General features: G+C 54.2%; 11 protein-coding genes. 8 read left to right on the top strand and 3 right to left on the bottom strand.

Annotation, left to right across the window (positions count from 1 at the left end):
* The first annotated feature begins 44 nt into the window (after window positions 1–44).
* The 4 genes from KJ653_01990 (at window position 45) to KJ653_01975 (ending at window position 3,436) form a co-directional block, all read left to right on the top strand.
* Complete coding sequence (locus tag KJ653_01990) at window positions 45–722, top strand: GNAT family N-acetyltransferase (GenBank protein MBU0684607.1); 678 nt, start codon at window positions 45–47, stop codon at window positions 720–722.
* Window positions 723–831: 109 nt separating this feature from the next.
* A complete protein-coding gene (locus tag KJ653_01985; GenBank protein MBU0684606.1) occupies window positions 832–1,770 on the top strand; it encodes an ABC transporter ATP-binding protein in 939 nt (312 codons plus the stop codon).
* Complete coding sequence (locus KJ653_01980; protein ID MBU0684605.1) at window positions 1,767–2,867, top strand: ABC transporter permease; 1,101 nt, start codon at window positions 1,767–1,769, stop codon at window positions 2,865–2,867. The genes KJ653_01985 and KJ653_01980 overlap by 4 nt, the downstream gene beginning before the upstream one ends.
* A 128-nt stretch (window positions 2,868–2,995) precedes the next feature.
* Entirely contained in the window at window positions 2,996–3,436 is a 441-nt protein-coding gene (locus tag KJ653_01975) for a YbaN family protein (protein ID MBU0684604.1), read from the top strand.
* Between the two features lie 357 nt (window positions 3,437–3,793).
* Here the strand turns inward: KJ653_01975 and KJ653_01970 are convergent, their stop codons facing one another.
* Window positions 3,794–4,744, bottom strand: a complete 951-nt coding sequence (locus tag KJ653_01970; protein ID MBU0684603.1) for a GNAT family N-acetyltransferase — start codon at window positions 4,742–4,744, stop codon at window positions 3,794–3,796.
* A gap of 594 nt (window positions 4,745–5,338) precedes the next feature.
* On the opposite strand from KJ653_01970, the gene KJ653_01965 reads away from it, so the two are divergent.
* Window positions 5,339–6,361, top strand: a complete 1,023-nt coding sequence (locus KJ653_01965) for a GNAT family N-acetyltransferase (GenBank protein MBU0684602.1) — start codon at window positions 5,339–5,341, stop codon at window positions 6,359–6,361.
* Window positions 6,362–6,914: 553 nt separating this feature from the next.
* Here the strand turns inward: KJ653_01965 and KJ653_01960 are convergent.
* Window positions 6,915–8,732 (bottom strand): amidohydrolase family protein, encoded by a 1,818-nt coding sequence (locus tag KJ653_01960; protein MBU0684601.1) that lies wholly within the window; start codon window positions 8,730–8,732, stop codon window positions 6,915–6,917.
* A 24-nt stretch (window positions 8,733–8,756) separates the two neighbouring features.
* Between KJ653_01960 and KJ653_01955 the strand changes: the two genes are divergently transcribed.
* The 3 genes from KJ653_01955 (at window position 8,757) to KJ653_01945 (ending at window position 12,788) form a co-directional block, all read left to right on the top strand.
* Window positions 8,757–9,782, top strand: coding sequence for a 3-keto-5-aminohexanoate cleavage protein (locus tag KJ653_01955; protein ID MBU0684600.1), 1,026 nt, complete (start codon window positions 8,757–8,759; stop codon window positions 9,780–9,782).
* 43 nt (window positions 9,783–9,825) lie between these two features.
* On the top strand, window positions 9,826–10,887 hold the full coding sequence (locus KJ653_01950) for a Gfo/Idh/MocA family oxidoreductase (GenBank protein MBU0684599.1): 1,062 nt from the start codon (window positions 9,826–9,828) through the stop codon (window positions 10,885–10,887).
* A 293-nt stretch (window positions 10,888–11,180) separates the two neighbouring features.
* Window positions 11,181–12,788, top strand: a complete 1,608-nt coding sequence (locus tag KJ653_01945) for an amidohydrolase (GenBank protein MBU0684598.1) — start codon at window positions 11,181–11,183, stop codon at window positions 12,786–12,788.
* A gap of 432 nt (window positions 12,789–13,220) precedes the next feature.
* On the opposite strand, the gene KJ653_01940 is transcribed toward KJ653_01945, so the two are convergent.
* The coding region (locus tag KJ653_01940; protein ID MBU0684597.1) for a catalase at window positions 13,221–13,544 on the bottom strand (324 nt) is incomplete at its 5' end.

Genomic DNA, 13,544 nt, shown 5'->3' with positions numbered 1-13,544 from the left:
GCGAACGCTTAAGCCCGAATCGGGCATTCATCCCGAACGATACATTGAAGGACCTGCACTTCAGAGAGTACACATCCAATGACCTAATCAGATGCGCGAAGCTTGCAGCCGAAGCATGGCCGGTCAAAGATCACATCCTTGGAGGATTCGAGAGGTGGCGCATCATGGAAGCGTATGTCGAAATCGCAGTTTCGTGGTCCAACTTGACGGATGTCGCGTGTCTCGACAACGGGGAACTGGTTGGGCTCATATTCGGGGAGATTAGGGGACGACACGTCAAGGGATTTCCTACAAGGATAGTCCATTCCGAGATGAAAGCAGGCGCCAAACTCGTCCTGGGCAGGTATGGCAGGATCAAAAGGCTTCCCACCGTGCTCTGGAACTTCCTGATGGTCGAGATGAAGTTGTTGGTAAACCGGCCCGATGCGGATGCCGAGGTCATGCTATTCCTCGTCGATTCGAAGTACAGGGGCAAAGGAATAGGCAGCGTCCTGATGGACAGGTTCGTGGACGTCGTCAAACAGAAAGGATCTACCAGGATTTCGGTGTACGCTGACGATCAGGCAAGCAATTGGCGCTTCTATGAGAACTATGGTTTCAAACGGGCGGGTGTCTTCTACGACAACTGGTCTTCATACTTCAACAAGAATCGATCGATGGGGATTCGGCTGGTGATGGACCTTGGGAGGTCTCCGAATGAAAAGGATAGAACCGTTGCTTGATTTCTTCTCATCTGGCACATGACGAACAATGCCAGCGGAGCTCTGGGGGTTCTCACTAGATGAGTTATACTCGTTATGCAATGTGGTTCCTCCAGAACGGTGACCGCTCTTGAGTGAAGTGATCATCCAGGTAGAGAATCTTTCTAAGCACTATCCACCAGATGTGAAAGCAGTCGATGACATCTCTTCTATGATCAAACCTAAGCAGATATTCTCCATGCTAGGCCCGAATGGCGCTGGCAAGACAACGACCGTGGAGATCCTCGAAGGGCTCAGGAGCCCGACATCGGGAACTGCCTCTATCTTCGGAGTCGATGTGACTCGCGACTACACCAAGATCCGAAGCAGAGTCGGTGTCCTGCCTCAGAACTTCGAACCGTTCGACGAGCTCAAACCGCCGGAGGCGGTTAGGTATTGGGCGGGGCTTTTCGACATAAGGATGTCCAAGAAGGAGGTGAACGACCTCCTAGAGAGCGTTAGCTTGGCCGACAGAAAGAACCTGATTTCCAAGAAGCTCTCCGGAGGAGAGAAGAGGAAGCTGGGGATTGCATTGTCGCTCATCAACAACCCTGAGCTGCTCTTTCTCGATGAACCCACGACTGGTCTCGATCCGAAGGCGCGTAGAGACCTATGGCGATTGGTGGAGGATATCAGGAAGAAAGGAACCACGGTATTCCTTACTACTCACTATCTCGACGAAGCTGAGAAGCTCTCGGATGATGTGGCCATCATGCACAAAGGGAAGATCATCGCACGAGGGAGCCCAGAGGAGCTCATAGCGAAATACAGCAAGGTGACGGTGGTCGTGCTGGTCGGGGTGGGCAAGGATGGTCTGAGGGAGATCTCTCGGAGAGGGATCACTGCGACCGAGGAAGAAGGGGACGTGATGGTTCCAGTGAGAGATCCTTCTGAGATGAGGACCGTCTTCGCCAAGCTTTCGGCGCTTCAACTGAACGTCAAGGACATGTACACCAGGAGGCAGACCCTCGAGGACGTGTTCCTTGGGCTTGTAGGAGCAAAGATGGAAGAGGGGGTGCTGAAGGAATGAGCAGGATAATCGCTGATCTGAAAGGGTTTGCGACGCAGTATCTCAGGTCCAAGATAGGCGCGTTCTTCACCTTTGCATTCCCAGTACTTCTGATACTGCTCTTCGGGGCGATTTTCACATCGTCAGAAGGTACGGAATTGACCATGCCGGTTCAGAATCTGGACGACGGTCCGTACTCGGTGGCCTTGCTGCAGTCGCTCAACAACACAGGCGTGGTGAAGATTCAGATGATATCCCCGCATGAGAATCTGACGAAGTACATCAGCGACAAGTCGCTCTCGTTAGCGCTCCTCATACCGCGCAATTTCACCGAGGATGTCGCGAGGGCAATGGCTCAGAACCACAGTCGATTGGTCAATGTAACACTTTTCGGAGATAGCTCCGGATCGACATTCGGGACCGCACAAGCGGTACTTGGTGCGGCGACTACTGGCCTGAACTACGTGCTGGAGGAAGCCCAGCCCACGGTCTCGTTCGACATTCAACCTGTTAAGGAGCGCATGTCATACATGGACTTCTTCCTGCCAGGCGTGGTTGGCATCACGGTCATGACCACATCGCTATATTCGATGTCCTCGATCTGCGCGTCATATAGAGAACGAGGATACTTCAAGCTCCTGGCAACGACCAAACTGAGGAAGCACGAATGGCTGATCTCGAAATTCATGTTCTACTCCGCTTTGTTGTATGTATCACTTTTCGCCACCTTCGCGGTCGGCAGAATCGCCTTTGACATGAGATCCAACATGACACCGATGGCGCTTGTCCTCATTCCAGCTGGGGCGTTCCTATTCGTGTCCCTCGGGATGCTCATCGGCGTAGTAGTGAAGGACCCGGAGTCGAGTGTGGCGCTTGCGAACGTGATTGGGTTCCCAATGATGTTCCTCTCTGGTGCGTTCTTCCAGTTGGAGGCGATGCCGACCTTCATCAGAGCGATAGCGGCCTTCATGCCCCTGACCTACTTCAACAACGGGCTCAGAGACACGATGGTATTCGATAACACCGCGAGCGCAATGGCGAACCTTGGGATACTGATGGTGCTGGGTGCAGTCTTCTTCGTACTCTCTAGCAGACTAATGTCATGGAAGGAACGTTGACATGAGCAGACTCCTCACTGAGATTGGGATAGCATCTCTCCGGCACTAGGTCTAGGAATCATTCCAATCGAGTGGATGCAAGAAAAACACTTATCATACCTCGTGAATCAGTCCTGACAAGGTCACTGATGATTGAAGGAGATTCTTCTGAGCCGCAGACCGACGCTCCCTCACCAGGGATATCGGTTGCCCAGAGCAAGCTCGTCAGGCTTCTCTGGAATGCAGTTGGAACTCTCTTTCTCGCGCTAGGACTGATTGGGATTCCCCTGCCCCTCCTGCCTACGACGCCCTTCCTCTTGATCGCAGCAGCGTGTTATCTCAGAGGCTCCATGCGGATGTACAACTGGATGATGATGAACAGGTACTTTGGCGCTTATCTGAGAGACTACCTGGAAGGAAAGGGTCTGGCAATCAAGACCAAGGTCGTAACCCTTTCAGTGCTCTGGGGCGTCATTGTGTTCTCAGCTGTGTTCGCTACCGAAAGCGTAATCGTTCGAATCGGCATGCTCGCCGTAGCTATCGGAGTGACTATCCATCTACTAACGCTCAATACTAAGCGGAGAATCTAGAGCACCACATGATAGCGCTGAATCCATTCCGATGACCACTACTGCAAATCCGAACAACATGAAACCTGCTTCCACTTACTTCACCAGCCTATCGAGGTTGCTCTTCTTGTTGATGTGCACGCCGGCTTCGGGATGAAGAGAGGTTTCTAGACCGAGCAGAATCGCTGACCGATATCCCGGAAATGTTAAGTAAGAGACTCGGACGAGGCCTCTTGTGCTGCAAGTGCCTGTAAGCAGCCAGGATCTTGTTTGCCCAGGCAATCAATATCAACTCTCGACGATTTCGAGTGTAGGAATCTGCCCCAGCGGAAACGCTTCTTCCAGAAGGTTTGCCTCCGGCAAGAAAAGACTGCGCAGTCATAGAACAAGTCTGTAGTAAACACTCTCATGGATTACGTCAAAACCCAGTGAGGTGTAGAGAATCAAAGCCTTCCTGTTTTCAGCGTCGAGTCCCAGGTAGACCGTGCCAATTCCTCTTCCAGCAAGCCATGCGACGGAATCTGCAAGTAGCGCGCGTCCTATGCCCTTTCCTCTCTCCGACTTCGTCACTCCGATCATCCACACCCAGCCGACGTCAGAGGCGTGCTCCTTGTTGTAGAGGACGCTCTCATCACTGAAGCATATCCCGACAGTCCGACCTTCTCGCACAGCAAATGTGATCATGCCGACATCCTCATACGCATCCCTTAGCCGAAGCCACCTCTTCGCCGATACGGGTGAGAAACCGAAGTGCTCCGAAAATGTGTCGTTAAAGGTCGCTACCAGTAGAGAGACATCCCCCTCATCTGCGTCCTTGAACATCTTCCTCTCAAAACGCACACCCGCTGGAATCCTGATGTCCTTCGGAGGATTGCCTCCCTTGCGCACCATCCTGAAGAAATGTCTTACGCCTCTGAATCCATATTCTTCAGAAAGCGTGTTCCTCCATCCCGTGAGCGTTGGACAGAATTGCTCAGCGCGCTCCAGGCGTCTTGACCGCAAATAAGCCAGCACCCGGTTCATTATCTCTTTCTCTATCCCACGTCCTCTGTGCTCGGGGACAACCTCGACCGTAACAAATCCTTCTAACAGACCAGATTCAACTCTTCTCCTTTCAACGGTACCGCACCCAAACCCGACGATCTCGCCTTTCGCCTCGGCAACCCAGCTCCCGTTGATGTCATAGTCCTCGTCATCGAATATTTCGGCGCGAAGCTCCCCGATTGTGAAATCTCGTTCTAGCGGAATCCCGCGTCGAGACAGGTTCCACGCCCGGACAATCGAGCCAACGTCTGCTTCAGTTGGGTGTCTGTACCGTATCTGGCCCATCGCGGAAGGTGAGCCGCCAACAGAGATATAGCATTTGCCTTCACGGAGTCTACGAGAGAATGCAGACTCCTGATAAGATAGCCATCTGCTGGTGTCTACCGACGGCGTGCCTGGCGATTCCCTCATAACGATGAAGCCCCTAGATCCATACAATCCGCTTGATCCTGACTCTCAACATCCATGAAAATTCGGATATGAGGACCGTCCGAGGGAATGAGTGTCGCATGAAAGAAGTTAGAGAGAGCAGAAGAGGGCAGTTCCTGACAAGAATGTACGTCCTCAGAGCTGTCTAGGGCAAGGGGCCTACTACTTCCTTCGGTCTACGGACAAGACTTGTCTCGTTCAAATCGTTGATCTCCGGAGAGAGCAATATCGCTATATTGAGAGAGAGACTTGGACAGGGTCTCGTGCGCTGCAATAGCCCTCGGATGGAAAAAGACCTAATGCGTGTGGCATGCACAAAGCTGCCCGCAAAATCGGGCTGCTGATTGGAGGGAAACCCAGAAGTTTCAAAAACTCCGAACAGCTTGTCAATTCCTTGTTCAGGCAGGAGACGACTGGTCACTCTGAGCATCCGACCACGTTGTGAATGAAATGACAAACGGAGAGAGACTCTCTGATAGGACTGAGGACGCGGGCTTCCCCATAATCCAAGGACTGACGCTTCGCCGATACCGAGGAAAGGAGGAGCTCCCTGCGATGGCTGCACTTATGACTAGCAGCAGAGAGGCCGACGGCGTCGATTATGTAACGACAGAGGAGGATTTGACAGCTCAATTCGACAATCCTCTCGACTTCGACCCCCAAGCGGATATTCTCGTTGCCGAGGCAGAGGGAAAGATGATCGCCCTCGCCAGGGTTTGGTGGGAAGATCGAGAAGACGACAAGAGGATGTATGCCCACTCAGTGGAGCTTCTGCTGGAATGGCGTGACAGAGGGATCCGTGAAGAGCTGTTCCTGTACAATGAGAGACACATTCGGGGAAGAGCGAAAAAGGATGGCAAACAGGGTGTGAGCTTCTTCGAGCTCTGGGCCAACGACTCAGAAAACGAGTGGAAGTCAATTGTCTTGGCCAACGGCTATCGACCCGTCCAGCACGAGCTTGACATGGTTCGAAGCCTAGACGAGATCCCCCAGATGCCACTCCCCGCTGGCTTCGAAATACGCCCTGTCGTGCCCGGGCAATACAGCAAGATATGGGAGGCGAACAAGGAAGCCGGCCTGCAAGACTGGGACTTCTCCGAGAACGAATGGGATGATGAGCACTTTGAGGCTTTTAAGAAATCGAGCAGCTTCCAGCCTGATCTATGGCAGGTAGCATGGGACGGGGACACACTTGCAGGAATGGTCCTGAATTATATCGCAGAAGAGGAAAATCAGCAGTTCGAAAGAAAGCGCGGGCATACTGAACACGTCTTCGTCCGGGAGCATTACAGGGGCAGAGGACTGGCCCGCGCACTGCTTGCGAGAAGCTTCAAGATCCTCAAGGACAAGGGGATGAGAGAAGCTATGTTGGGCATGGAAGTCGAGAATCCTCACGACCCACTGAGGCTCTACGAGGGCATGGGGTTCAGAGTCGTGAAGCATTTCACTTGGTACCACAAACCCATCCCTTGAGAGAACATCCTGATTGCGTTGACTCGAACCTGCAGGCTCAAACCGGACTGCTCATTTGATGAAAATAACGGTGAGACGAAAAACGGAATGGACTCTGACTGGGTGCAATGATCCTATGATTGATGGCATGCTAAAAGAGGCTCCCCGCCCATGTGCCCGTTGCACAACTGGCCCAAGGCGGGAGAACCATGAACTACATAGGTGAAGATTGACGAAAGATTCGCACTCACACACGACTCCCTGTGCGGTCACGCTCCTCATTCGAGTTCAGCGTGAAGAACGGTTTTGGAGCTAGTATGTCAGGAGAAGTAGCAATGCGCGAGGGCCCGGATTATGGCTCGGAATCTGACGGTGACTAAAACTGGCACATATACTACTAGTAAGGAATTAGACTTGGCGCAAAGCCCAACATTGGGCATCTCAATCCCCTGCTAATTGATGTCAAGAAAGGAATGTCTGGCCCAACTTCATTTCAAATCCCCTCTTCCGATCAATCAAATCGAGACCGACTTGGCTACTCTGCAAGCCGATGCTGGGCCTGCCTCGAGAATACTCAACTCCGCTGACGGATTGTTCTGTATCTCAATACCTTCCCTGGCCTCTCCTCTGTTTGCCTCTGTCGTCGAGACACGAGTTTGCCGTTCACTACGACAAGCTCGATCCCTTCCGGGTGTCTCACAGGTTCCATGAAGTCGCTCACCTCTCGGATGGAGTTGGGGTCAAGAAGAACGATATCAGCGTATGCACCAGGTTCGATAATCCCCCTGTCCATCAATCCGAACCTGCGTGCCGGAAGGTATGTTGCCTTCATCAATGCATGCTCGATGCTCAGCATCCCCTTCTCCCGAACCATGGTCCTGATGTAGTGAGGAAACATGCCATAGGCAGTTGGCGGCGGCCGATGCATCGAGTCCGTTGTCCTAAACTCTCCGTATACTTCTGCATCGGTGCAGGGCATGGCTGAGGGATGGGAGAGAAAAACAGAGTTGGCCGTCTCGGTCCCTCTGTCGTCGAGAAACTGTACCCAAATCGTGTCGATGTCTTCTGCAAGAATATCGAGAGTCGCGTCGATCGGATCCTGATCCCTGGCGGCGGCTATCTGCCCGACTGTCTTGCCCTCGAATTCGCGGTTCCTGCATCTCAATATCCTGAAGCAGTTCATCCAGTATGGATCCGCTTTCGTGTGAACCATACCGAGCTTCAGTCTTCCAATTCTATGAGCATTCTTGACTTCCTTCCTGAATTCCGCCGACCTCACCCGAGCGGCAAGACCTTCTCCTTCAGATTGCCCGATCCATTGGCTGAACTCCTCTCGAAGAAGGGCCGCAGCAGAAATGCTGCTCGCAGAGGCGACTACGTCGAACGTGACATCGAGTCCTTCGCGAACGGCATCGTCCACGATTTCAAGGGTGGCTCTTGCAGCGGCTTCCTCCAGGTAATCCGGGTGGGGCTGTGGGATCTTGAACACGTTCGACAGATGGGCGATGTGCAACGACACCCCTGACTTACGGGCAACTTCTATGGCCTCCTGGACTCCCCGGTATCGTCCCACCCATACGTCCTCCATCGGGCCGTGAAAGATACCGTAGCCAATTTCGTCGGGTGAGTCCGCAGGCCATTGGCTCTGCGTATGCCTGGTATGAGGGACGTACAGCCCTCCATGATCTGCAACCACCCGTGCAAGCTCTGCGAGTTCCTTCACATCCGCGTATTCGCCTGGGCCAGGATCAGTCGTGCTCGAGAGGCCGAGAGCACCGGCCTGAAGAGCCTCCGACACATGCTGCTTCATTTCATCGATTTCCTTGCTGTTTGCGACGCGCCTGAATTCTTCCCGCATGACGGCAACACGCAATGTGTTGTGGCCAACGAACGAGGCGAAGTTCACCGAGGTTCTAATCTGCTCGACTCTGGACAGAAACTCGTCGAACTTGGTCCAATCGACAGCAAAACCCAGCTTCGTCTTCAGAATGGCACCGTATCGGTCCAGCGGTAGCAGCACTGGAGGCTTTTCTGATTCTGGCTCGACCTCCTGCCACCAGTCACTCGCATCTATGAGGTCGGAGGGGCAGTTCCCGACCAATGGGGCCATCGATGCCCCGCAGTGACCGGCAACTATGGTAGTAATCCCTTGCATCACGAAGTTCTCCGCGAGCGGATGCCTCAAGATGCCGATATCGCCGTGGGTGTGTGGATCGATGAACCCCGGACAGAGCACCATCCCTTTTGCGTCGATCTCCAGCTTCGTATCCCCTTGGACGTGGCCGACCGCAGAGATCATCTCGCCTACTACGCCAACATCTGCGCGAAAGGAAGGCCTGCCAGTGCCGTCTATCACGGTAGAATCGCGAACAAGAATATCGTATTCTGGCAAGACCTCACCTCACTCGCTGGGCTCATGGACAAGGACAAGGATTATGTCGGCATAAACCCTACCTCGCCCATCCGTTGCAAGGAAGGGTTGGTGATTAACGTGGCCGACAAGGAATTCGAGGGGCTGTCGTGGGCGAAGATGGTTGAGAGACAAGAGAAGAACCTCACCATGGATAAACCGCTCTTCATAACTGTGTGTCCGACAGGCGCGCTCTTCTCCAGGAAGCAGAACCCTAGCCAACCATACAGTCCCAAGGAGATCGCAGAGGCAACAATCGCATCCTATGCCGAAGGCGCATGTTTGGCGCATCTGCACACCCGGGACGAAAAAGGGGAGTCTGTGTCCAACACGAAACTCCTGACTGAAACTCTAGCGCCGATTCTGGACAAATGCCCGGACATGATAATCCAGCCGAGCTCTGCAGAGGGATACAACCCTCAGTCGGGAGACTACAGCTACGAGACAATCGAGCCAATGGTCGAGGCCCTGCACGGCATCGACAAGAGGTACATGCAGTCAACGATATTCACACCGATCTCCTACTATCTAGACGAGTCAATCTGCCTCGCAACCGAGGACAACACCGTCAAAACTGTCACATACCTCGAGTCGCACGGAATCAAACCGGAATTCATGGCGCATGACGGAGAAGGCATCTCGAACGTTAGGGAGTGGCTCATAAGGCCAGGACTTCTCAAGAAACCCTATTTCATCTCTCTGGGACCGGGCATGCATAACTCGGCAGAGACATATCCCGATCCCTGGGGGATGCTCTACTTGCTTGGGCTGATGAAGATGGTCCCTCCCGATTCCGTGGTCGGAGTGAGCATTGGCGGGAGGAACTGGCTCCCAATGACGACTTTCGCCATACTACTTGGAGTCGACTTCGTCCGAGTAGGCATGGAAGACCATCTCTGGATGTATCCGCAGCGTGACGAGAAAATCATGAGCAATGCAGAGGCAGTACGGAAGATCGCCACGATCGCACGCGAGCTCGGCAGGGAGGTCGGGTCAGCGACGCAGGCGAGGACTCTCCTGGGAATTCGGTAGACGGCTCTTGAGCCAAGGAACAATCAGGTGGGAGAATGACCCGATGAGGAAACTCAAGGTTGGGTTCATAGGACTTGGTCACGTCGCACAGACATGCCATCTACCCGGGATGAAGACAGCTACGAACGCTCAAACTGTAGCAGGGGCTGAGTTGCGCATGGACTTGCGTGAGAGCGTCTGCGAAAAGTGGGGAATCAAACCTTATGAGAATTTCCAGGATATGATCAGGAAGGAGGACCTGGACATCGCTTGCGTTACCACCGGGCCCAGGTTCTCTCGCGCAGTGACCGAGCAGGTAGCTGAGGCTGGAGTGGATGTACTCGTCGAGAAGCCTATGGCCCTCACCCTAAAGGATGCCAGGTCGATGATAGAGGTGTGTTCCAGGCACGGAGTGAAGCTGTTCTATGGCGAGTCGTTCAGATTCTTCCCAACCTGCAGGAAAGCGAAGGAGATGATTGATGCAGGTCAGCTCGGAGACGTATCCTTGGTCCTTGAGATCTTCGTAGGCGGATCGGGGACTAAGAACTACGAAGCATACAACATCTATCCGAGCGGAGCGCCTGGCGCAGGCCCGATGGGGCTGACCGATCACGGCATACATCTCGTGGATCTGTTCCGATGGTTCACATCAAGCGAGGTCGAATGGGTGTTCGGCCGGGGGAACAGGGCAGGTCAGCCGCCAGCTACGGAGTTGTTGACAATGAAGTCCGCAGGCGGGGCGATCGGGCAACTCGTGTGCAACGAGGCCACCTACTTCTCCGACTTGCCGGGCGAAGGGATGTTCAGCTGGGGCCCATACGAAGGTGCTGGGGGGCCAGCTTGGGATCCGCATCCTGTCAATCTTCGCATACATGGCACGGAGGGAGCGCTCAGAGTCTACCCCTATCCTAACAAACTGTTCTATTTCAAGGAAGACGAGCAGAAACCGATTAAGGTCTTGGATTGCCCCCACCCGGCTCAGTTTGGGCTTCAGATCGACTCCTTCGCCCGGAGCATTCTGAATGATGAAGTGCCTGAGGTCACGGGGGAAGATGGCTTCCGTGCCCTGCAGATCATACTCGCAGCCTACGAGAGCTTCGAACACCTGCGAATCACATCGATATGACTGAAGCGGAGGCTCTGAGAGCGCAATCATTGCGAAATGAGAATCCAGAACGTTATGAGATGACGGAACTTGGCTCGGCGCAATAGTCGCAATCCGGAATTCAACTCTGCATTCTTCATTTCTACTGAAATCATAGAAAGAATGTCTAGCTCGACCTGGGTTCAAATCCTCTCTCCCGCACGATTGTGGGCAACTGGACGATTGCCTGTCTAGGGAATCGAGGGCGAAAGACCCGCCCTCTGCGATACTTATTTATCTCGTCCTCGCATCGCGGAGGCGCTCAGGTGTGAACAATGGCGGGCTCAGCCAGTCTAGCGATCCGTAACGCGAGCGTGTATACCGTCGACAGGACGCAGATGTGGGCTGAAGCGGTGGCCGTCGAGGGGGACAGAATCGTCTTTGTCGGCAGCGATCAGGATCTGGAGGCATACTTGGGTGAGGACACCGAAGTCATAGACGCGAAGGGGAGGCTGGCGCTCCCAGGGTTCATCGACAGCCACCTCCACCTCTCGATGGGCGACATGGATATGACATGGGTCCAGCTTGGATCCATCAAGTCCCGTGAGGAAGTCTACGGTCTCCTGTCAAAGCACGCTAGCGAGCACCCTAAACGGGAGCTAGTGGGAGGCATAGGCTGGAGGTACGAGGCCTTGCTGGTCGACGGAAAGCTGCCGACCAAGCGCGAGCTGGACGAAGTTGTGGCCGACAGACATCTGTTGCTCCAGTCGTTCGACGGCTGGGTGTGCCTCGCGAACAGCAAGCTCACGGACTTGATCGATCGGGAGCTTACAAACAGGCCCCCCGCCCCAGGGGTGGAGCGGGATCCAAGGACGCAAGAGGCCACGGGCGTGTTCCTGGATTCTTCAGTTGTTCACAACCTCGGTGGCGAGGTCTCGAGGCTGGTGAGGGGTGACGTCATGGGAGGAATCAGGGAGGCCGTTGCCCGGGCACCGTCGTATGGCATAACGAGCGTTCATGATGCCTATGTGGCGATAGACGATCTGCCGCTCTTCCGTCGCCTGAAGGAGGATGGGATGCTGAAGGCACGTGTCTACTGCGCGCTCGGGTACCGGAAGGAAATGACCGCCAAGGACCTTGACCAGTTCGAATGTGCACGGGAGGACCACAAGGACGAATGGGTCAATGCGGGAGCTGTCAAGTTGTTCATTGATGGAGTCCTGGAGTCCCACACCGCGGCGATGCTCGAGCCATACGCAGACAGGCCGGATTCGAGAGGGGAACTGAAGTACGAGCCGGACGAATTCAGGGAGATCGTGAGGGAACTGGACAGGCGAGGTTTCCAATTGGTCACGCATGCGTGCGGTGACAGGGGGGTTCGAACCGTCCTCGATGCCTACGAGTACGCGGCATTGGCCAATGGTCGCCGGGACAGTAGGCATCGCGTGGAGCATGTTGAGACCATGTCCCACGCCGATATCCCTCGGTTCGAGAAGCTCGGGGCGATTGCCTCGATGCAGCCTGAGCACGCAGACGCTTCCATGGATTCTGTGTGCGCGCGCGTGCTGGGTAGAGAGAGATTCCTGAACTCGTTTCCGTGGCGGAAGATCCGACAGTCGGGCGCGGTACTTTCGTTCTCGAGCGACTGGTCAGTCGCTAGTATGGACCCGCTCGGCGGGATTTACGCTGCGATGACGAGGGAGAGTGTGTCCAAGTCCGAGAGGACGGTCACCCTTGACGATGCGATCGAGGCATATACTATAAACGGGGCTTACGCGTCCTTCGAGGAAGGCATCAAGGGTTCGATTGAAGTAGGCAAGCTCGCGGACATGGTAATGCTATCGCAAAACCTGTTCAACATACCAGTGAATGAGATCCCGAGGGTCAGGCCTGTCATGACGATACTTGGCGGAAAGATTGTCTTCCATCAGGAAGACCAGTAATCCCAGTAAGACGGCGAAGTTTCTGAAGGGATTCATATCTCAGTGCAAAAGTCGCCTCATCGCGTAATGGCCAGATTCCTCAGTTCCCCCCTCAGCTCAATGCGCCACTTATGGTTTGAGCATCGGTCTGTTCCATGGATCAATGATGTGCGAGCGACCGGATTATGGCCTGGAATCTACCGGTAGTTGAAGATGCCAGCTTGAAAAGCCAGGTGCGAATTCTTTCCCGGCAAGAAATCCGTACGAGGACGGCTGATGAGAGGAGAACTCTCGGAAAGTGAAGGGCAATGAGGAGAAGAAACGGGTGTTTCGCATGCCCATTAGATTCGCCAGCATTCGAGCGCGGATTCGCAAGAGCTGCTGAATCAAGGAGATTTCTGAGAGTGTCCAGAGAGGTCGCGGCTCAGAACACGCAACAGCAACTCCGCAATGTTACTTGGTTGCCTTCACCCGATCCTCCTGAGACATGTGCGCCAGCTTCTCAACTTCTTTCGTGTCAAGACCAAGCCCCTTGGCCACCCGTCGACTATAGTCTGGGTCTGCTTTGAAGAACAGGGCGGTCTGTCGAAGCTGTATGCGCTTCTGCGCTCCGCTCAGGTGGCTCACTATGTTGCCCACCAGGTTCTCGCGGTCTCGATCAGTCATCACATCTCTGTACAGATTGCCAGGCTGCACGAAATCATCGTTGAGGTACGAGTACGGATGATGGTCAGCCTTTCCAGCGACGTCGAATGGAGGTTCCTTCGTGGAGATGTC

Source organism: Candidatus Thermoplasmatota archaeon (assembly GCA_018814355.1).
In the GTDB taxonomy this organism is placed as follows: Archaea; Thermoplasmatota; Thermoplasmata; order UBA10834; family UBA10834; genus COMBO-56-21.
The sequence above is the reverse complement of the archived record's forward strand: the minus strand, read 5'-3'. Positions and strand labels throughout refer to the sequence as shown.

Coding starts and splice junctions, on each gene's coding strand:
- KJ653_01980 (MBU0684605.1), top strand. CDS start 1,767: ATGAGCAGGATAATCGCTGATCTGAAAGGGTTTGCGACGCAGTATCTC.
- KJ653_01975 (MBU0684604.1), top strand. CDS start 2,996: ATGATTGAAGGAGATTCTTCTGAGCCGCAGACCGACGCTCCCTCACCA.
- KJ653_01970 (MBU0684603.1), bottom strand. CDS start 4,744: ATGGGCCAGATACGGTACAGACACCCAACTGAAGCAGACGTTGGCTCG.
- KJ653_01965 (MBU0684602.1), top strand. CDS start 5,339: ATGACAAACGGAGAGAGACTCTCTGATAGGACTGAGGACGCGGGCTTC.
- KJ653_01955 (MBU0684600.1), top strand. CDS start 8,757: ATGGACAAGGACAAGGATTATGTCGGCATAAACCCTACCTCGCCCATC.
- KJ653_01950 (MBU0684599.1), top strand. CDS start 9,826: ATGAGGAAACTCAAGGTTGGGTTCATAGGACTTGGTCACGTCGCACAG.
- KJ653_01945 (MBU0684598.1), top strand. CDS start 11,181: ATGGCGGGCTCAGCCAGTCTAGCGATCCGTAACGCGAGCGTGTATACC.